Below are 20,418 nucleotides of genomic sequence, written 5' to 3'. Positions count from 1 at the left end.
TACTACGGCGACGAGATCGGCATGGGCGACAACATCTGGCTCGGTGACCGCGACGCGGTCCGCACCCCCATGCAGTGGACCCCCGACCGCAACGCTGGCTTCTCCTCCTGCGACCCGGGCCGCCTCTTCCTGCCCGCGATCATGGACCCGGTCCACGGCTACCAGGTCACCAACGTCGAGGCCTCCATGGCCTCGCCGTCCAGCCTGCTGCACTGGACGCGCCGCATGATCGAGATCCGCAAGCAGAACCCCGCCTTCGGACTGGGGTCCTACACCGAACTGCCGTCCTCGAACCCGGCCGTGCTCGCCTTCCTGCGCGAGGCGCCCCTGTCGGAGGAGGAGGGCGACGACCTCGTGCTGTGCGTGCACAACTTCTCCCGCTTCGCCCAGCCCACGGAGCTGGACCTGAGCCGGTACGAAGGGCGGCATCCCATCGAGCTGTTCGGCGGGGTCCGGTTCCCGGCCATCGGCGAGCTGCCGTACCTGCTCACCCTCCAGGGCCACGGCTTCTACTGGTTCCGGCTGCGCCGGGAGACCGCGTGATGCGGCCGCCTCCGCCCGGGTGGGGTGCCGGGGGCGTTTCCACCGCCCCACCCGGGGCACGCAGTAGTAACACCCCGACGACCCGGGGAAAGGACGTGACGCCCATGGCGGAAACGGTCACCCTCTCTGGCACCACCGATTCCCTCCTCTCCTCGCTCGACCCCTTGCTCCGCACCTGGCTGCCGCGGCAGCGCTGGTTCGCCGGCAAGGGACGCCCGGTGACGGGCTTCACCGCCGTGGCCGTCACCGAACTCCTGCCGCCCGACGGGCGGCTGGGCCTGTATCACCTGATCCTGCGCGTCCACCAGGCGGACGCGCCGGGCGCGCCGCCGCACCCCGGCGACTGCTACCAGCTGCTCATAGGCGTGCGCGAGGCGCTGCCGCCCCGGCTGGCGCCCGCGCTGATCGGTCACGTGGAGGAGGGCCCGCTCGCCGGACGCACGGTGTACGAGGCCCTCTACGACGCCCGGCCCGCCGAGGTGCTGCTGGAGGCCCTGCGCACCCAGGCCCGCGTCGGCGGACTGCGGTTCGAGCGGGATCCGCGGCAGGACATCCGGACGGGCCTGGTGGCCCGGATGATGACCGCCGAGCAGTCCAACTCGTCGGTGGTCTACGGAGATACGTTCATTCTCAAGCTGCTGCGCCGGGTCGTGCCCGGCGTCAACCCGGATCTGGAGATCCCGCTCGCCCTGGCCGGCGAGGCCTGCCCCCGGGTCCCCGCGCCGACGGCCTGGCTGCACGCCGACGTGGACACGGACGCGTACGTCCTGGCCGTGCTCCAGCCGTATGTGAGCGGCGCCGGTGACGGCTGGGAGCTGGCGCTGCGCGAGCTGGCCAAGGGCGAGGACTTCACCGCCGAGGCGCGGGCGCTGGGCCGGGCCACCGCCGAGGTGCACACCGCGCTCGCCCGCGCCCTGCCGACGGTCACCCTCGGCCACACGCAGCTCCGGTCGCTGGTGGACGGCATGAAGGAGCGGCTGACGGCGGCCGTGCAGGCGGTGCCGGCACTGCGGCCGTACGAGCGTGGCCTGTGCTCGGCCTACGAGGCGCTGGCCGACCTGGCCGCCGAGGGCCGTACCTGGACCGCCCAGCGCGTCCACGGCGATCTGCACCTCGGGCAGTGCCTGCGCTCGCCGGCCGGCGAGTGGTCGCTGATCGACTTCGAGGGTGAGCCGGCCCGGCCGCTGGCCGAACGGCGCATGCCGCAGCCGCCGGTGCGGGACATCGCGGGCATGCTCCGCTCCTTCGACTACGCGGCCCACTCGGCGAGCGTGCCCGACCCGGACTGGGCGCACGCCTGCCGCGCCGCCTACTGCTCGGGGTACGCGGAGGTGACCGGCCTCGACCCGCGCACCGACCCGGTGCTGCTGCGGGCCTACGAGACCGACAAGGCGGTGTACGAGGTCGTCTACGAGGCCCGGCACCGGCCCGACTGGCTCCCCGTCCCCCTGTCGGCGATCCGCCGCCTCGCCGCGTCCGACCCGACCTGACCCGATTCTCGCCCGGGAGACCCGCTCGTGACGTCCAAGAAGTCAGCCACGCCGAAGAACGCGAAGAACAAGTCCGGCAGGAGCAGGGCCGCGAAGCAGCCGCAGGAGACGCGGGTGCCCCCGCAGGCACCGGCACCCGTGGTGGAGGCCGCCGTCTCCCCGGCCCTGGACGCCGGAGACCGCGAGCGGCTGCTGCACGGCACCCACCACGCCCCGCACTCCGTGCTGGGCGCGCATCCGGTGCCGGGCGGGACCGCCTTCCGCGCGTTCCGCCCGTACGCGCGGGCGGTCACCGTGGTCTCGGACGAGCTGCGGGCCGAGCTGCACGACGACGGCGACGGCTTCTTCTCCGGCCTGGTGCCGCTCGCGGAGGTCCCCGGGTACCGGCTGCTGGTGACGTACGACGGCACGGTCCAGGAGACCGAGGACGCCTACCGTTTCCTGCCCACGCTCGGCGAGCTGGACCTGCACCTGATCGGCGAGGGCCGGCACGAGCAGCTGTGGCAGGCGCTCGGCGCGCACGTCACCACCCACCAGGGCGTCACCGGCACCCGGTTCGCGGTGTGGGCGCCCAACGCGCTCGGCGTGCGCATCACGGGCACCTTCAACTTCTGGGACGGCACCGCCTTCCCGATGCGTTCGCTCGGCGGCACCGGGATCTGGGAGCTGTTCGTGCCGGGGATCGGCGAGGGCGAGCTGTACAAGTTCGAGATCACCCGCCCGGACGGCTCGCGCACCCAGCGCGCCGACCCGATGGCCCGCCGTACCGAGGCGCCGCCCGCCACCTCCTCGGTCGTGCACGCCTCGCACCACGAGTGGGGTGACGCCGAGTGGATGGCCCACCGGGCGGACACCCCGGTCCACGAGGCGCCCTTCTCCGTCTACGAGGTGCACCTGCCGTCCTGGCGGCCGGGCCTGACCTACCGGCAGCTCGCCGAGCAGCTGCCGGCGTACCTGACCGAGACGGGCTTCACGCACGTCGAGCTGATGCCGGTCGCCGAGCATCCCTTCGGCGGTTCCTGGGGCTACCAGGTCACCGGCTTCTACGCGCCGACCGCCCGGCTGGGCACCCCCGACGACTTCAAGTATCTGGTGGACCGGCTGCACCAGGCCGGCATCGGCGTCCTGATGGACTGGGTGCCCGCGCACTTCCCGCGGGACGAGTGGGCGCTGGCCGCCTTCGACGGGCGCCCGCTGTACGAGCACCACGACCCCCGTCGGGCCGCCCATCCCGACTGGGGCACGCTGGAGTTCGACTTCGGCCGGCGTGAGGTCCGCAACTTCCTGGTGGCGAACGCGGTCTACTGGTGCGAGGAGTTCCACATCGACGGGCTGCGCGTGGACGCGGTCGCCTCGATGCTCTACCTGGACTACTCGCGCGAGCCGGGCCAGTGGGAGCCGAACGAGCACGGCGGCCGGGAGAACCTGGACGCCGTGGCCTTCCTCCAGGAGATGAACGCCACCGTGTACCGGCGCTGCCCGGGAGTGGTCACCATCGCCGAGGAGTCCACGGCCTGGGACGGCGTCACCCGTCCCACCCACCTCACGGGCCCGAGCGGTTTCGGCGGGCTCGGTTTCGGCCTGAAGTGGAACATGGGCTGGATGCACGACTCGCTGGCGTACATGAGCCACGACCCCGTGCACCGCAAGCACCACCACCACGAGATGACGTTCTCGATGGTGTACGCGTACAGCGAGAACTACGTCCTGCCGATCTCCCACGACGAGGTGGTGCACGGCAAGGGGTCGCTGGTGTCGAAGATGCCGGGCGACTGGTGGCAGCGGCGCGCCAACCACCGCGCCTACCTCGGCTTCATGTGGGCCCACCCGGGCAAGCAGCTGCTGTTCATGGGGCAGGAGTTCGCGCAGGGCGCCGAGTGGTCCGAGGTGCACGGCCCCGACTGGTGGCTGCTGGACCCGTCCTACGGCGCGGAGGCCGAGCACCGGGGCGTACGGGACCTCGTGGCGGACCTCAACGCGCAGTACCGGGCGGCTCCGGCGCTGTGGCAGCGGGACACCGACCCGGCGGGCTTCGCGTGGGTCACCGGTGACTCGGCGGACGACAACGTCTTCGCGTTCCTGCGGTACGACGCCGACGGCACCCCGCTGCTCGCGATCTCCCACCTGGCCCCCGTGGTCCGTCCCGACTACCGGATCGGGGTCCCGGAGGAGGTGCCGGCCTGGGTCGAGGTGCTGAACACCGACGCGGCCCGCTACGGCGGCGGCGACGTCACCACCCCGGACGCCGTCAAGCCCGAGGCCCACCCCTGGCACGGCCGCCCGGCGAGCATCCGCCTGACGCTGCCCCCGCTCGCGACGGTGTGGCTGCGCCCCGCCTGACCGTGCGGGGCCCGGGGGCCGGCCGCCCCCGGGCCCGCCGCGTCACTCCCCGTCGGTCAGGCCCGGCGGCAGCGAGCCCGTGTGCAGGACGCCGAGCCGCTGGGTGGCCCGGGTCAGCGCCACGTACAGGTCGCTCGTGCCGTAGGCGGCCGGCTCCACCACGAGGACCGAGTCGAACTCCAGCCCCTTGGCCTGGCGCGGGTCGAGCAGGACGGTCCGGTGCGTCAGGTCGGGTTCCGCGCCGGCCGTGACCCCGTCCAGCCGGGCGGCCAGGGAGCGGTGCAGCGCGCGCGGGGCGATCACCGCGAGGCGGCCCTCGGCGGGGGCGAGTTCCGCGGCCGCCCGGGCGACCGCGCCGGGCAGGTCGCCCGCGGCCCGCCGCACCCAGGGCCGTACCCCGGTGGACCGGACGGAGCTGGGCGGCTCGAAGCCGGGCTCCCGGGCACGGACCACGGCCGCGGCCAGGTCCATGATCTCGGCCGGGGTGCGGTAGTTGACGCCGAGGCGGGCGTGCTCCCAGCGGTCCCCGACATAGGGGGCGAGGATGTCCGCCCAGGACCCGACGCCGGCCGCCTCCGCGGTCTGGGCGGGGTCGCCGACCAGGGTCATCGAGCGGGTCGGGCTGCGCCGCATCAGCAGCCGCCAGGCCATCGGCGACAATTCCTGCGCCTCGTCCACGATGATGTGCCCGAACGCCCAGGTCCGGTCGGCGGCGGCCCGCTCTGCGGCGCTGCGGTGGTCCGCCTCCTCCTGCCGCTCGGCGAACCGCTCGGCGTCGATGATGTCGTGCGCCGACAGCACCTCCGAGGCCTCGGGGTCGCTGTCCTCCTTGTCCTCGAACTCGTAGGTCCGCGAGGCGTACGAGACGTCCAGCACGCCCTGCGCGTAGGCGATCTGCGTCTCGCGCTCGCGGTCCGCCCGGACCCGCGCCAGGCGGTCGTCCTCGCCGAGGAGTTCGGCCGCCTCGTCCAGCAGGGGGACGTCGGCGACGGTCCAGGCGCGGGTCACCGGGCGGCGGACCGCGTCCGCGTCCTCCTTCGGGAGGTAGCCGTCCGGTTCCGCGAGGAAGTCGGCGAGCAGCCGCTGCGGGGTGATCCGGGGCCACAGCCGGTCGACGGCGGACCGGACGCCGGGGTTCTCGGCGAGCTCGTCGCGGATCTGGGTGATGTCGGAGGCGTCGAGCAGGCTGCTGCCGTCGTAGGGGTCGGTGCCCACGCGTTCGGCGTACAGCTCGGTGAGGGTGTTGAGGATGTGGCCCTCGAAGTACTCACGGGCCGCGTTGTGCGGCAGTCTCGTGGCGCGGGTCCGTTCCCGGGCGACGCTCACCAGGCCGTCGTCCAGCATCAGCACCTCGCGGTCGTGCTCGATCGCGGCGACCGGGTCGGGCAGCGTCTGCCGGTCGCGTACGACGGCGGCGAGCACGTCGGCCATGCCGGCGCGGCCCTTCACCGCGGCCGCCGCGGGTGTGTCGGCGGCGGTGGCCCGCACGCCGGGGAACAGCTCGCCGACCGTGGCCAGCAGCACCCCGGTCTCGCCGAGGGAGGGCAGCACCTCGCCGATGTAGCCGAGGAAGGCCGGGTTCGGGCCGACGATGAGGACGGCCCGGCGGGCCAGCAGTTCCCGGTACTCGTAGAGCAGATAGGCCGCCCGGTGCAGGGCGACCGCGGTCTTGCCGGTGCCGGGGCCGCCCTCCACGACGAGTACGCCGCGGTGGAGCGCCCGGATGATCTCGTCCTGCTCGGCCTGGATGGTCTGCACGATGTCGCTCATGCGGCCGGTGCGGGCCGAGTTCAGCGCGGCGAGCAGGACGGCGTCCCCGGTGGGGTCCTCGTGGCCGGTGCGGGTGGCGTCGCCGAGGTCCAGGATCTCGTCGTGCAGGGCGGTGACGGTCCGGCCCTCGGTGGCGATGTGCCGGCGGCGGCGCAGGCCCATCGGGGTGTGGCCGGTGGCCAGGTAGAAGGGGCGGGCGACGTCGGCGCGCCAGTCGACGAGGACCGGGGTGCGTTCGGCGTCGTCCTCGCGCAGTCCGATCCGGCCGATGTGGTGCTTGTGCCCGTCGGTGAGATCGATCCGGCCGAAGCAGAGCGATCCGTCCACGGCGTTCAGCGCGGCGAGGAGCCCCGAGCGCTCGGCGACCAGGATGTCCCGCTCCAGCCGGGCCTGCATGGGCTTGTCGCCCTGCGCGAGAGCGTCGGCCACGGAGGTCTCGGTCTCGCCGCTCAGCACGTCCACGCGCGCGTACAGTCCGTCGATGAATTCCTGCTCGTCGCGCAATTCATCGTCCGGGAATTCACTGTTCGACAACTCCGCGTTTGACAATTCCGCTCCCGCCCGCATACACTGTGCCCACTGGACTTCTCCGCGACTTGTTCTGATGAAAGTCGCGAACCACTGAATATACGCAGCGAAATCCCCCGAGCGCAATTCCTCGGGGGATTTTTCGCACTCCGGGGCGTCTCTACAGCGCGTCCGCCAGGTCCGCCAGCAGCTTGCGCTTGGGCCGCGCGCCGACGATCGAGCGCACCGGCTCACCGTCCCGGAAGAGCAGGAGGGTGGGCGTGGCCATCACGCCGTAGGAGATCGTCGTCTGCGGATTGCGGTCCACGTCGATCTGCACGACCTTCAGCCGGTCGCCCTCCTCGAACGCGATGTCCTTCAGCACCGGCGCGAGCTGCCGGCACGGCCCGCACCACTCGGCCGTGAACTGCACCAGCACCGGCAGGTCCGAGCCGATCACCTCCGCCTCGAAATCGGCGTCCGTCACTTCCGTCAGTCCGCTCACCAAGCTCATCGCGTCAGCGCTCCCAGTTCGCACACGGGTTCCGGGCCCCCCGGAACCAGCGCCTCGGCGGCCAGTTCGTCCCGGGCCCGCTCGGCCCGCTCCAGCTGTCCGGCGACCGTCTCGCGCACGCCCGTCAGCTGCCCGATCAGCGCGTCCAGCTCGGCCAGCTTGCGCCGGTACACCAGCAGCGAGGCCGGGCAGGAGTCGCCGTCCGGGTGCCCGGCGCGCAGGCACTCCACGAACGGCCGCGTCTCCTCCAGGTCGAACCCGAAGTCCTGGAGGGTGCGGATCTGCCGGAGCAGCCTGAGGTCGCCCTCGTCGTACGTGCGGTGTCCGTTGCCGTCGCGCCGGGCCGGCAGCAGTCCCCGCGCCTCGTAGTAGCGCAGGGTGCGTGTCGTGGTCCCGGCCCGCGCGGCCAGCTCGCCGATTCGCATGTCCACGACGGTACGGGTTGACGTCGGCGTCAAGGCAAGGCGGGAACCCCCGCCGATTCCGCCACCTCCATGAGGGAGGCGCTGTGCCGTTCCTCCTCGAACCGGCGGCGTCCGCCGCGCAGGCCGAACAGGCGCTTGGCCAGAGCGATGTAGAGGACCGCGAGGATGTTCAGGACGAGCGTGGCGATCTTCACCCAGCTGATGTGCTCGGTGAGTTCGTAGATCTCCAGCGGCAGGAAGGCGGCCGTCGCGACGACCGTCAGGTACTCCGCCCAGCGCTTGGCGTACCACAGGCCGGCCGCCTCGATCAGTTCGATCAGCGCGTAGGCCAGCAGCAGGGCGGCCACCAGCAGCAGCGTGGAGTGCCGGTAGCCGAAGGCCTTCTGGACGGAGCCGATGACCGGTGAGTGGTCGAGGTCGTAGTGGAAGTGCCGGAACACCGGGCGGAAGACGTTCAGGTACTCGTCGAAGAGCCGGCGCACCGCGTCCCGGCTGTTGCTGAACCTCCAGACCGCCACCGCGACCAGCACGATGAACACCCCGCGCACGGCCCGCTCGACGGCCAGGAAGCGCAGGACGAACAGGTCCCGCAGCACCTTGCCGCGCGGCACGAGCGGCGCCTCGTCGGCCGGCCCGGAGCCGTGCGGCTCGCCGAGTGCGAAGTCTCCGCAGCGCAGACAGCGCCACACGTCCCCGAGCGCGGTCCGGGCGTGCAGCCGTACCCGCAGCCGGGGATCGTCGGGCGCGTAGGTCACATGCCCCTTGCGCGCGCAGGTCCGCCGGTCCCAGTCGATCGTCATCCACGTGCCTCCATACGCGTACAGACGCGGAGCGCGCACGTGCCGTTCCGGATATCACCGGCAAACGGCACGTGCGCGCGTGAGGGGGGCGGGAAGCGGTCAGGCCGCCCGGCTGTCCGCCGGTTCCCGCTCCTCGGTCTCCGCCTCGGGTGCGGGGGACTCGCGCCGGGGCAGCAGGACGGCCACCAGGACCGTGCCGACACCGAGGATGACCGCGCCGACCAGGCTGGTGCGGGCGACCGCGTCGGAGAAGGAGGAGCCCACCGCGTCCGCCATCTGACGGGCGCCGGCGGCCAGCTCGGCGGCCTGCTGCTTGAGCTGCGCGGCCTGCTGCGGGTCCTTCGCGGCCGCCGCCCGCTCGGCCAGCCCGTGCGCCTTCTCGCCGATGCCCTGCGCGACGGCGTACCCGGCGCCGACCGAGTCCCGCGCGGTGTCCAGGGCGCTCGCCGGGAGCTTGCTGCCGGCGGTGGCGTCGGAGAGGTGGTCGCCGTACGAGGTGGCGAGCAGCGAGCCGAGGAGGGCGATGCCGAGCGAGCCGCCCAGTTCCAGCGAGGTGTCGTTGACGGCGCCGCCGACGCCCAGCTCGGACTCCGGGAACGCGCCCATGATGGCGTCGGTGCAGGGCGAGAGCGCGAGGCCGATGGCGAGGCCCAGGATGATCAGGGGGGCCACGAAGTCGCCGTAGCCGGAGCCCGCGTCCACGCGGGTCAGCAGGGCCAGGGCGGTCGTGCCGCCGACCATGCCCGCGCTGACGGTCCACTTCATGCCGACCCGCGGGGTGAGCCAGCCGGTCAGGGCGGAGCCGGCGAAGACGGCGCCGGCCAGCGGCAGCATGCGCACACCGGTCTGGAGGGCGTCGTAGCCGAGGACGAACTGGAGGTGCTGGGTGAGGTAGTAGAAGGCGCCGAAGACGGCCAGGAAGAACAGGGCGACGGCGAGGTTGGAGCCCGCGAACCGGCGGCCGGCGAAGCGGCGCACGTCCAGGATGGGGCGCGGGTGCCGCAGCTCCCACAGGACGAAGGCGACCAGACCGACGCCCGCGAGCACCGCGGCCCCGACGGCCTTGGCGTGCCAGCCGAAGTGCGGCCCCTCGATGATCATGTACACGAGGGCGCCGGTCCAGAGCACCGAGAGCAGTCCGCCGACGTAGTCGATGCGGTCGTGGTGGCCGGCCTTGGACGGTGGGACGAGGACCAGGGCGCCGACGACGGCCACGGCCGCGATGGGCACGTTGATCAGGAACGTCGAGGACCAGCCGTGGTCGCGCAGCAGGGCGCCGGCGACGACCGGGCCGGCGGCGATGGCGAGCCCGGCGGTGGCGGTCCACAGCGTGATCGCCTTGGCCCGCTCGGCGCGCGGGAAGGTCGCGGCGAGCAGCGAGAGCGTGGCCGGCATGATGAGGGCCGCGCCGACACCCATCACGGCCCGGGCCGCGATGACGGTCGTGGAGCTGTCGGCGAGGTAGCCGAAGACGGCGCCGCCGCCGAAGACGGCCAGCCCGAGGACGAGCGCCCCGCGCCGGCTGTACTTGTCGCCGATCGCGCCGAGCAGCAGCATCAGCGCCGCGTAGGGCACGGTGTAGCCGTCGATGACCCACTGGAGGTCGGCGCTGGACAGCCCGAGGTCGCGGGTCATGTCGGGCGCGGCGACCGTGAGCGCGGTGTTCGCCATCACGATGATCAGCAGGCTGAGGCACAGCACCAGCAGCGCCCACCAGCGCCGGGCGTAGGGGCGCTCCGTCGTGTCGACCGGTTCGGTCATGACGAGTCGCATGGCAGGGGGTCTCCTTTCCGGAGCGGCGGCGGACGCGCACATCGGTGTACCGTCACGACTTGCACAGAGGCGTGCAATTGCACAACCATGTGCAATGTACGTGGTTGCACAGCGCCGTGCAAGTCGAGCCGGGGAGGCAGAATGTCCGCCATGACCACGGGTAACACCAGCCGCGCCGACGCCAACCGGCGCCGCATCCTCGACGTCGCCCTCACCGAACTGCTCCGCGATCCCGACGCCTCCATGGACCAGATCGCGCGCGCCGCGGGGGTCGTACGGCGCACGGTGTACGGCCACTTCCCCAACCGGGAGGCACTGATCAGCACCCTCGTGGACGGAGCCGTGGAGGCCCTCGCGGACGCCGACTCGCACGCCCGCGCCGGTGTGTCCGACCCGGCGGAGGCGGTGGCCCGCTCGGTGCTCGCCCTGTGGCCGGTGGCCGACCGCTACCGGCTGCTGATCGCCCTGGCCCAGCGGACGGTCACCGTGCAGGGCATCCGGGAACGCCTCGCGCCCGTGCGCGACGACAAGATCCGCCTCCTCCAGCGCGGACTGGACGAGGGCGTGTTCGTCTCCCCGCTGCCCGCGCCGGCCCTCGCCTATGTGGTGGAGCAGATGCTGTTCGCGGTGACGGAGGCGGTGAACGACGGCCTCCTGGCAGCACAGGAGGCGGGCCGCGCCGCCACGGTCGCCGTGCTGACCGCGGCGGGCGTACCCGCCTCACGGGCCACCGAGCTGGTGGCCGAGGTGTCGTAGAGCCGGGCGGCCGAGGTACGGGGGAGACTCGGCCGCCCGGCGGCGGTGACCGGACGCCCGGCCCGGGTTCAGGCCGGGCCGGACGTCCGGAACTCCAGGAGGATCAGGCCTTGGCCAGCTCCTTCTCGCCGTCCTCGCGCGGCGCGGGAACGTCGCTCACCGCCGGCCGCCCCTCGTCCAGCAGCGTCGTCTCGTCGAACGGCAGCTCGCCGGCCAGCACCCGCCGCACCCGCGCCTTGTCGATCTCCTTGGTCCACGTGCCCACCAGCACGGTCGCCACCGCGTTGCCCGCGAAGTTCGTCAGCGCACGCGCCTCGCTCATGAACCGGTCGATGCCCACGATCAGCCCGACCCCGTCGACCAGCGCCGGCTTGTGCGACTGGAGGCCGCCGGCCAGGGTCGCCAGGCCGGCCCCGCTGACACCGGCCGCGCCCTTCGACGCCAGCAGCAGGAACAGCAGCAGCGGGATCTGCTCGCCGACCGGCATCGGCGTGCCCAGCGCGTCCGCGATGTACAGCGACGCCATGGTCATGTAGATCATCGTGCCGTCGAGGTTGAAGGAGTACCCGGTCGGCACGGTGATGCCGACGACCGGCCGGCTGACGCCCAGGTGCTCCATCTTCGCGATCAGCCGCGGCAGCGCCGACTCGGAGGAGGAGGTGGACAGGATCAGCAGGAACTCCCGCGACAGGTACTTGAACAGGGAGAGGACGTTCAGCCCCGCGACGATCCGGAGCACCGCCCCGAGCACGACGAACACGAACAGGAAGCAGGTGACGTAGAAGCCCAGCATCAGCACGGCGAGGCTCTTGAGCGCGTCGACGCCCGCGGAGCCGACCACGGCCGCGATCGCCCCGAACGCGCCGACCGGCGCGGCCCACATCACCATGGACAGGATGCGGAAGACCAGCCGCTGGATGTGCTCGACGCCCCGCAGCACCGGCTGCCCGGCCGGACCCATGGCCTGGAGCGCGAACCCGGCGAGCAGGGCCACCAGCAGCGTCTGGAGGACCTGGCCCTCGGTGAACGCGGACACGAACGTGGTCGGGATGATCGACAGGACGAAGTCCACCGGCGGCAGCGCGTCGCTGGACACCTGGGCGTGCCCGGTCTGCCGGAGCGCCTCGGTCAGGTGCAGTCCCGCCCCCGGGTGCAGCACGTTGCCGACGACGAGGCCGATGGCGAGCGCGACGAGCGACATCACCAGGAAGTAGCCGAGGGCGATACCGCCGACGGCGCCGACCTTGGCGGCCTTGCGCACGGATCCGATGCCGAGCACGATCGTGCAGAAGATGATCGGCGAGATCATCATCTTGATCAGGTTCACGAATCCGGTGCCCAGCGGCTTCAGCTGCACCGCCGCGTCGGGCCGGATCAGCCCCACGGCGATGCCGAGCGCGACCGCCACGATGACGGCGATGTACAGGTAGTGGGTCCGGTCCCGCGGCACGCGGGGTGCGGCAGGTGCCGTTTCGGGGGTGCTGGCGGCCACGACTGCCCTCCTTGACGTCTTCGTCGGTGAACAACCGGCGTGCGGCTCACGTCCGGGCGTTGTTGGGGGAACGCCGTGACTATCTCCCGGCCGTCCGAAAGCGGTCACCCTTGTGTTCATTGAGTTCGCGCCCGCCGCCCGTTCCCGCCGGGCCCGGCCCGCGAGGCACACTGCTGGCATGCGCCTCCCCACCCTCCCGCGACCCCGCAGCCTGGCGGCCCAGCTGTTCGCCATGCAGGCCGTGCTGGTCGCGGTGGTCGTGGCCGGGTACGCGCTGTTCACCTACGTCAGCGACCAGCGGCAGGCCGAGGACGCCGCCGCACGGCAGGCGACGGCGGTGGCCCGCTCGATCGCCGACTCCCCCTCCGTCCGCACGGCGATCCGCGCGACGGACCCCAGCAGCCGGCTGGAGCCGTACGCCCTCCAGGTCACGCGGGACGCCGACGTCGACTTCGTCACGATCATGAACCCGTCCGGCATCCGCTGGACCCACCCCGACCGGCGGCAGATCGGCAGACGCTTCCTCGGCACCATCGGCCCCGCCAGGCACGGCCGTACCTTCACCGAGACCTACACCGGCACGCTCGGCCCGTCCGTCCGCGCGGTGACCCCCATCACCGACCACGGCCGGGTCATCGGGCTGGTCAGCGCCGGCATCACCGTGCAGACGATCAGCGCCCGGGTCCGGGACCAGCTCACCGCCCTGCTCGGGGTCGCCGGCGCCGTCCTGCTGCTGGGCGCGGTCGGCACCTATGTGATCAACGCGCGGCTGCGCCGCCACACCCACGGCATGAACGCCACCGAGCTGAGCCACATGCACGACTACCACCAGGCGGCGCTGCACGCGGTCCGCGAGGGCCTGCTGATGCTGGACGCGCAGTACCGGGTGGCCCTGATCAACGACGGCGGCCGGGAGCTGCTGGGTGTGGGCGGCGCCGGTGACCCGGACCTGATCGGCCGCTCGGTGGCCGGGCTGGGGCTGCCCGCCCCGCTGACCGGTGCCCTGCTGTCCTCCGAGCCCCGGGTGGACGAGGTGCACCTGACGGCGGACCGGGTGCTGGTGGTGAACACGTCCCCGGTCTCCGGCGGTGAGCGCCGGGGCACGGTCGTCACCCTGCGCGACGTGACCGAACTCCAGTCCCTGATGGGCGAGCTGGACTCGGAGCGCGGCTTCACCCAGGCACTGCGCTCGCAGGCGCACGAGGCGGCGAACCGTCTGCACACCGTCGTCTCCCTGATCGAGCTGGGCCGGGCCGGGGAGGCGGTGGAGTTCGCGACGGCCGAGCTGGAGCTGGCCCAGGCCCTCACCGACCAGGTGGTCGCGGCGGTGAGCGAACCGGTCCTCGCCGCGCTGCTGCTGGGCAAGACCGCGCAGGCGAACGAGCGGGGCGTGGAGCTGGTGGTGTCCCCCGACAGCCGGCTGGACGACGGCCTGCTCCCGGCCGAGCTGTCGGCGCGGGACCTCGTCACCATTCTCGGCAACCTGATCGACAACGCGGTGGACGCGGCGCAGGGGACGGCGCGGGCGCGGGTGACGGTGACGGCGTACGCTTCGGCCGCCGAAGTCGTGCTGCGCGTGTCGGACACCGGTCCCGGTGTCGACCCCGCCCATGCCGGCCTGGTGTTCCAGCGCGGGTTCTCCACCAAGCCGGCCGGGCCCGGCGGGCGGGGGCTGGGGCTGGCCCTGGTCCGGCAGGCGGTGAACCGCCACGAGGGCACGCTGACGGCGGTGGAGTCCGACGAGGAGGGTGAGGGCGGAGCGGTGTTCGAGGTGCGGTTGCCGTTGCGCACGGCCCCGGGCGGTGGCGGATGACCAGCGGACAGCGGCCCATCCGCGTGCTCGTCGTCGAGGACGACCCGGTGGCCGCCGACGCCCACGTGCTGTACGTCGGCCGGGTGCCCGGGTTCGTCGCGGTCGGGAAGGCGCACACGGGAGCCCAGGCGCGGCGCGTCCTGGACCGTACGCCCGTGGACCTGCTGCTGCTGGATCTTCACCTCCCGGACGTGCACGGTCTCCAGTTCGCCCGGTCCCTGCGGGCGGCCGGGCATCACGCGGACGTGATAGCGGTGACGTCGGCACGGGACCTGGCGGTGGTGCGGGAGGGGGTCTCGCTGGGGGTCGTCCAGTACGTCCTGAAGCCGTTCACCTTCGCGACGCTCCGGGACCGACTGGTCCGGTACGCCGAGTTCCGCGCGGCGGTGGGCGAGGCGAGCGGACAGGACGAGGTGGACCGCGCGCTGGCGAGCCTGCGGGCACCCTCGCCCGCGGCGCTGCCGAAGGGGCTGAGCGGGCCGACGCTGGAGCGGGTGACGGGCGCGCTGCGGGAGGCGCCGCAGGGGCTCACGGCGGCGGGGGTCGCCGAGGCCGTGGGCATCTCCCGGATCACCGCGCGCCGGTACCTGGAACACCTGGTGGAGGCGGGCCGGGCCGGACGGAGTCCGCTGTACGGGCAGGTGGGACGGCCGGAGCTGGTGTACCGATGGGGCCCGCCGAGCCGGTGAGCGCGCCGGCGGCCGGGGAGGGGCCAGGGGTTCACCGGCCGGGCCGGTCGCGGTCGGGTGGCACGGGGTGCCGGACCACTCCGCGTGATCACCCCGTACGTTCGTACGATCCGTGATCTCGGTGGAACCGACCGTAGTCAACCGGGCGAACCGGGCCTACGTTGTGCCGGGTGCGCCAACCCTCAGCCCGACCGAACCCGTCGGCTCCCCCGTTCGACGCCCCCGCCGCCCGCAGGCTCCGTGCCGCGCTGGGCATGGGGCCCGAGCACGTCGCCTACGGGATGCGTGCCTCGTACGGGCTGCCGTACGTCACCCCCGACCTCGTGATCGCCTGGGAACGCGGCACGATCACCCCCAGCAACCCCGAACTCACCGCGCTGGCGGGCGCGTTGTGGTGTTCTCCGGGTGAACTCATCGGCCGGCCGCGGACCCTGCGCGAGCATCGCGTCGCCCGGGGCGTGGCACCCGAGGACGTCGCCCGCGCCGTCGGCATGGACCTGCGCGCCTATCTGCGCACGGAGGAGAGCGGGCAGTGGCGGGGCGACGAGCGGCAGTCGGCCGCGCTGGCCCGGGTCCTCGACCTCGCCCTGCCCGACTTCGTCGCCGTCACCGGCCGCGAGACCAAGCTCGCCGAACTGCTGCACAGCGCGGTGACCACCCGCTGGCAGGCCTATGTGGCGCCGGTGCTGCGGCTGGCGCCGCTGGAACGGGGCGTCGTGGAGGCGGTGCTGCAAGGGCTGCACCAGGACTACCAGGGGCACATGACCGCCACGCTCAGCTGGGGCGGTGGCGGCACGGGCGCCAGCGAGTCCGGCCGCGACTTCCTCGACCGGATCGTGGAGCACTTCTGGGACCGCACCGGGACCACCGGCACCGGCTGAGCGGGGCGAACGGCTCTAGAAGACCGACTCGGCCTCGTCCATGCGGTCCTTCGGCACCGTCTTCAGCTCGGTGACCGCCTCCGCGAGCGGCACCATGAGGATGTCGGTGCCGCGCAGCGCGGTCATCCGCCCGAAGTCACCGCGGTGCGCGGCCTCGACGGCGTGCCAGCCGAACCGGGTGGCGAGGACACGGTCGTACGCGGTGGGGACACCGCCGCGCTGGACGTGGCCGAGGATGACCGGCTTGGACTCCTTGCCCAGGCGCCGCTCCAGCTCGTAGGCGAGGGCGGTGCCGATGCCCTGGAAGCGCTCGTGGCCGTACTGGTCGATGGCGCCCTTGCCGTAGTCCATGGTGCCCTCGGCGGGGTGCGCGCCCTCGGCGACGCAGATGACGGCGAACTTCTTGCCGCGGGCGAACCGCTCCTCGACCATCTTGACCAGGTCGGCCGGGTCGAAGGGCCGCTCGGGCAGGCAGATGCCGTGGGCGCCCGCGGCCATGCCGGACTCCAGGGCGATCCAGCCGGCGTGCCGGCCCATGACCTCGACGACCATCACCCGCTGGTGGGACTCGGCGGTGGTCTTCAGCCGGTCCATGGCCTCGGAGGCCACGCCGACGGCGGTGTCGAAGCCGAAGGTGCGGTCGGTGGAGGAGATGTCGTTGTCGATGGTCTTGGGCACGCCGACGACCGGGAGGCCGGCGTCGGAGAGCATGCGGGCCGCCGTCAGGGTGCCCTCGCCGCCGATCGGGATCAGCGCGTCGATGCCGAACTCCTCGACCATGTCGGTGGCCCGCTCGCAGGCCTCGCGCAGCCGGTCGCGCTCCAGGCGGGAGGAGCCGAGGATGGTGCCGCCGCGGACCAGGATGCCGCTGACCGCGTCCAGGTCGAGGGCGCGGTAGTGGCGGTCCAGCAGACCCCGGTAACCGTCCTCGAAACCGATGACCTCGTCGCCGTACTGCGCCACGGCACGGTGCACGACCGACCGGATCACGGCGTTCAGGCCGGGGCAGTCGCCACCTGCGGTGAGAACTCCGATGCGCATCGTGCTGTGTCTCCTGCTCGCTGTCGGTACCGGGGAGCCGATGCCGATTCTTTCACGTCCGCGGGGCAGGAGAGGTCTTGACGGGCGCCTTATCCGGCAGCGGGGGTATTGTCAAGAGGGTTCTGCTCACCTCGGTGAGCGATTTTTATGCCGCCGACTTTTACGCCGACGACGCGACAGACACGGCGGACACGAGAGAAGGAACGGAGTGGACACGTGACGCGCAGCGTGTACGTGACCGGGATCGACCGAGGTGACGGCCGTCAGGTCGTGGAACTGGGGGTCATGGAGCTGCTGACCCGGCAGGTCGACCGGGTGGGCGTGTTCCGTCCGCTCGTCCACGACGGTCCCGACCGTCTCTTCGAGCTGCTGCGGGCGCGCTACCGCCTCACGCAGGACCCGGCGACCGTCTACGGCATGGACTACCCCCGGGCGTCCGCGCTCCAGGCCGAACAGGGCACCGACGAGCTGGTCTCCGCCCTCGTCGACCGCTTCCACCTGGTGGCCCGGGACTACGACGTCGTCCTGGTCCTCGGCACCGACTACGCCGACACCCAGCTGCCGGACGAGCTGTCCCTGAACGCCCGGCTCGCCAACGAGTTCGGCGCCTCGGTGATCCCGGTGGTGGGCGGCCGCCGGCAGCCGGCCGAGGCCGTGCTGGCCGAGACCCGCAACGCCTTCCGCGCCTACGACGGCCTCGGCTGCGACGTCCTCGCCATGGTCGCCAACCGGGTGACCCGCGAGGACCGCGACGGGATCGCCGAGCGGCTCGCCGACCGGCTGCCGGTCCCCACGTACGTGCTCCCCGACGAGCCGGCGCTGTCCGCGCCGACGGTCGCGCAGATCGCCCAGTTCCTCGGCGCCCGGGTGCTGCTCGGTGACGACTCCGGCCTGGCCCGGGACGCGCTGGGCTTCGTCTTCGGCGGCGCGATGCTGCCCAACTTCCTGGGCGCCCTGACCCCGGGCTGCCTGGTCGTCACCCCCGGGGACCGCGCCGACCTGGTCGTCGGCTCGCTGGCCGCGCACAGCGCCGGCACCCCGCCGATAGCCGGCGTGCTGCTCACCCTGAACGAGGTGCCGAGCGACGAGATCCTCACCCTCGCCGCCCGCCTCGCCCCGGGCACCCCGGTGATCTCGGTCTCCGGCAACAGCTTCCCCACCGCCGAGCAGCTGTTCTCCCTGGAGGGCAAGCTGAACGCGGCCACCCCGCGCAAGGCGGAGACCGCGCTCGGTCTGTTCGAACGCTACGCCGACACCGCCGGCCTGGCCCGCCGGGTCTCGGCACCCAGCAGCGACCGGGTCACCCCGATGATGTTCGAGCACAAGCTCCTGGAGCAGGCCCGCTCCGACAAGCGGCGGGTCGTCCTGCCCGAGGGCACCGAGGAGCGGGTGCTGCACGCGGCCGAGGTGCTGCTGCGCCGGGGCGTGTGCGACCTGACCCTGCTCGGCCCGGTCGACCAGATCCGCAAGAAGGCCGCCGACCTCGGCATCGACCTCGGCGACACCCAGCTGATCGACCCCGCCACCTCCGAGCTGCGCGACGCCTTCGCCGAGAAGTACGCGGCGCTGCGCGCCCACAAGGGCGTCACGGTGGAACTGGCCCACGACGTCGTCTCCGACGTCAACTACTTCGGCACCCTCATGGTCCAGGAGGGCCTGGCCGACGGCATGGTCTCCGGCTCGGTGCACTCCACGGCCGCCACCATCCGGCCGGCCTTCGAGATCATCAAGACCCGGCCGGACGCGTCCATCGTCTCGTCGGTGTTCTTCATGTGCCTGGCCGACAAGGTGTTGGTCTACGGCGACTGCGCGGTCAACCCCGACCCGGACGCCGAGCAGCTCGCGGACATCGCCGTCCAGTCGGCCGCCACGGCCGCCCAGTTCGGCGTGGAGCCGCGGATCGCGATGCTGTCGTACTCCACCGGTACGTCCGGTTCGGGCGCCGACGTCGACAAGGTGCGCGCGGCCACCGAGCTGGTCCGCGGCAGGCGGCCCGACCTGAAGACCGAGGGGCCGATCCAGTACGACGCGGCCGTGGAGCCGTCCGTCGCGGCCACCAAGCTGCCGGGTTCCGAGGTCGCCGGGCAGGCCAGCGTGCTGATCTTCCCCGACCTCAACACCGGCAACAACACCTACAAGGCCGTGCAGCGCTCGGCCGGCGCGATCGCCGTCGGCCCGGTGCTCCAGGGCCTGCGCAAGCCGGTCAACGACCTGTCCCGGGGCGCCCTCGTCCAGGACATCGTCACGACCGTCGCCATCACGGCCATCCAGGCCCAGAACCTCGACGAGAAGGCACCCGAGCAGTGAGCAACCCCACCCGCGTCCTCGTCCTGAACTCCGGCTCGTCCTCGGTGAAGTACCAGCTGCTGGACATGCGGGACAGCAGCCGGCTCGCGGCGGGCCTGGTCGAGCGCATCGGCGAGCAGACCTCCCGGCTCCGGCACACCCGCCTCGGCACCGGCGAGACCCGCGAGCACAGCGGCCCGATCGCCGACCACGACGCCGCCCTCAAGGCCGTCGCCGGCGAGCTGAGCCGGGACGGCCTCGGCCTGGACTCCCCCGAGCTGGCCGCGATCGGGCACCGGGTGGTGCACGGCGGTCTGTTCTTCACCGAGCCCACCGTCATCGACGACGAGGTGCTCACCGAGATCGAACGGCTCATCCCGGTCGCCCCGCTGCACAACCCGGCCAACCTCACCGGCATCCGCACCGCGCGGGCCCTGCGCCCCGACCTGCCCCAGGTCGCCGTGTTCGACACCGCGTTCCACACCACGATGCCGGAGTCGGCGGCGCGCTACGCCATCGACCCGAGGATCGCCGACCGCCACCGCATCCGCCGCTACGGCTTCCACGGCACCTCCCACGCCTATGTCTCCCGCCGGACGGCACGGCTGCTGGGCAAGGACCCGTCCGAGGTCAACGTGATCGTGCTGCACCTGGGCAACGGCGCCTCGGCGTCCGCGGTCGAGAAGGGCCGCTGCGTGGACACCTCCATGGGACTGACGCCCTTGGAGGGGCTCGTGATGGGTACGCGATCCGGTGATCTGGACCCGGCCGTCATCTTCCATTTGGCGCGTGTCGGCGGAATGTCCATGGAGGAGATCGACACTCTTCTCAACAAGAGAAGCGGTCTGTTCGGTCTGTGCGGGGACAACGACATGCGGGAGATCCGCCGCCGGATCGACGAGGGCGACGAAGAGGCCGCTCTCGCCTTCGACATTTACATTCACCGGCTCAAGAAGTACATCGGCGCCTATTACGCCGTCCTCGGCACGGTGGACGCGGTGGCGTTCACCGCCGGGGTCGGCGAGAACGCGGCACCGGTGCGCGCGGCGGCGGTGGCGGGCCTGGAGAGCCTGGGCCTGGCCGTCGACCCGGAGCGCAACGCCGTCCGCGGCGACGGGCCGCGGCTGATCTCGCCGGAGTCCGCCCGGGTGGCGGTGGCCGTGGTCCCGACGGACGAGGAACTGGAGATCGCGACGCAGACCTACGCACTGGTCGGAAAGCACAACTGAATAGCACCTGAGCGGTGCCCCACTCATTTGTATCTTCCACCAGACGGAATATTCCGTAGCGAAACAAAC

16 protein-coding genes are annotated in these 20,418 nt (G+C 72.5%); 9 read left to right on the top strand and 7 right to left on the bottom strand.

Annotated elements, in window-relative coordinates; genetic code table 11:
* The 3 genes from ABZ117_RS13340 to glgB form a co-directional block, all read left to right on the top strand.
* A partial coding sequence (locus ABZ117_RS13340) for an alpha-glucosidase C-terminal domain-containing protein (protein WP_356820219.1) occupies positions 1-543 on the top strand: 543 nt, incomplete at its 5' end.
* 104 nt (positions 544-647) lie between these two features.
* The gene (locus ABZ117_RS13335) at positions 648-2,033 is read left to right on the top strand and encodes a phosphotransferase (RefSeq protein ID WP_356820217.1); all 1,386 of its coding nucleotides are present in this window, start codon (positions 648-650) and stop codon (positions 2,031-2,033) included.
* A 27-nt stretch (positions 2,034-2,060) separates the two neighbouring features.
* Entirely contained in the window at positions 2,061-4,373 is a 2,313-nt protein-coding gene (glgB, locus tag ABZ117_RS13330) for a 1,4-alpha-glucan branching enzyme (protein WP_356820215.1), read from the top strand.
* A gap of 42 nt (positions 4,374-4,415) precedes the next feature.
* On the opposite strand, the gene ABZ117_RS13325 is transcribed toward glgB, so the two are convergent.
* From ABZ117_RS13325 to ABZ117_RS13305, 5 genes are all read right to left on the bottom strand, one after another.
* Positions 4,416-6,710: an ATP-dependent DNA helicase gene (locus ABZ117_RS13325; RefSeq protein ID WP_356820213.1), complete on the bottom strand. Its 2,295-nt coding sequence runs from the start codon at positions 6,708-6,710 to the stop codon at positions 4,416-4,418.
* Between the two features lie 121 nt (positions 6,711-6,831).
* Positions 6,832-7,164 carry a thioredoxin gene (gene trxA / locus ABZ117_RS13320; RefSeq protein WP_356820211.1) on the bottom strand — a complete coding sequence of 111 codons (333 nt, stop codon included), beginning with the start codon at positions 7,162-7,164 and terminating at the stop codon, positions 6,832-6,834.
* Positions 7,161-7,589, bottom strand: a complete 429-nt coding sequence (locus ABZ117_RS13315; RefSeq protein ID WP_356820209.1) for a MerR family transcriptional regulator — start codon at positions 7,587-7,589, stop codon at positions 7,161-7,163. Before ABZ117_RS13315 ends, trxA begins: the two co-directional genes overlap by 4 nt.
* Positions 7,590-7,618: 29 nt before the next feature.
* Complete coding sequence (locus ABZ117_RS13310; protein ID WP_356820207.1) at positions 7,619-8,389, bottom strand: DUF2127 domain-containing protein; 771 nt, start codon at positions 8,387-8,389, stop codon at positions 7,619-7,621.
* A 99-nt stretch (positions 8,390-8,488) separates the two neighbouring features.
* Positions 8,489-10,162, bottom strand: coding sequence for an MFS transporter (locus tag ABZ117_RS13305; RefSeq protein WP_356820206.1), 1,674 nt, complete (start codon positions 10,160-10,162; stop codon positions 8,489-8,491).
* A 141-nt stretch (positions 10,163-10,303) separates the two neighbouring features.
* Here ABZ117_RS13305 and ABZ117_RS13300 point away from each other — a divergent pair, with 141 nt between their 5' ends.
* Complete coding sequence (locus tag ABZ117_RS13300; protein WP_356820204.1) at positions 10,304-10,918, top strand: TetR/AcrR family transcriptional regulator; 615 nt, start codon at positions 10,304-10,306, stop codon at positions 10,916-10,918.
* Between the two features lie 103 nt (positions 10,919-11,021).
* Here ABZ117_RS13300 and ABZ117_RS13295 read toward each other — a convergent pair whose 3' ends face one another.
* Positions 11,022-12,410, bottom strand: coding sequence for a cation:dicarboxylase symporter family transporter (locus tag ABZ117_RS13295; RefSeq protein ID WP_356820202.1), 1,389 nt, complete (start codon positions 12,408-12,410; stop codon positions 11,022-11,024).
* Positions 12,411-12,588: 178 nt separating this feature from the next.
* On the opposite strand from ABZ117_RS13295, the gene ABZ117_RS13290 reads away from it, so the two are divergent.
* From ABZ117_RS13290 to ABZ117_RS13280, 3 genes are all read left to right on the top strand, one after another.
* Entirely contained in the window at positions 12,589-14,223 is a 1,635-nt protein-coding gene (locus ABZ117_RS13290) for a sensor histidine kinase (protein ID WP_356820200.1), read from the top strand.
* Complete coding sequence (locus ABZ117_RS13285) at positions 14,220-14,912, top strand: response regulator (RefSeq protein ID WP_356820198.1); 693 nt, start codon at positions 14,220-14,222, stop codon at positions 14,910-14,912. The genes ABZ117_RS13290 and ABZ117_RS13285 overlap by 4 nt, the downstream gene beginning before the upstream one ends.
* A gap of 161 nt (positions 14,913-15,073) precedes the next feature.
* Positions 15,074-15,793, top strand: a complete 720-nt coding sequence (locus tag ABZ117_RS13280) for a helix-turn-helix transcriptional regulator (RefSeq protein WP_356820196.1) — start codon at positions 15,074-15,076, stop codon at positions 15,791-15,793.
* A gap of 15 nt (positions 15,794-15,808) precedes the next feature.
* Here the strand turns inward: ABZ117_RS13280 and ABZ117_RS13275 are convergent, their stop codons facing one another.
* Positions 15,809-16,834 (bottom strand): ATP-dependent 6-phosphofructokinase, encoded by a 1,026-nt coding sequence (locus tag ABZ117_RS13275; protein WP_356820194.1) that lies wholly within the window; start codon positions 16,832-16,834, stop codon positions 15,809-15,811.
* Between the two features lie 216 nt (positions 16,835-17,050).
* On the opposite strand from ABZ117_RS13275, the gene pta reads away from it, so the two are divergent.
* Complete coding sequence (gene pta / locus ABZ117_RS13270) at positions 17,051-19,141, top strand: phosphate acetyltransferase (RefSeq protein WP_356820192.1); 2,091 nt, start codon at positions 17,051-17,053, stop codon at positions 19,139-19,141.
* The gene (locus ABZ117_RS13265; protein WP_356820190.1) at positions 19,138-20,349 is read left to right on the top strand and encodes an acetate kinase; all 1,212 of its coding nucleotides are present in this window, start codon (positions 19,138-19,140) and stop codon (positions 20,347-20,349) included. The genes pta and ABZ117_RS13265 overlap by 4 nt, the downstream gene beginning before the upstream one ends.
* Positions 20,350-20,418: the final 69 nt, after the last annotated feature.

The sequence above is a fragment of the Streptomyces sp. NPDC006309 genome (assembly GCF_040613095.1).
Lineage (GTDB): Bacteria > Actinomycetota > Actinomycetes > Streptomycetales > Streptomycetaceae > Streptomyces.
The sequence above is the reverse complement of the archived record's forward strand: the minus strand, read 5'-3'. Positions and strand labels throughout refer to the sequence as shown.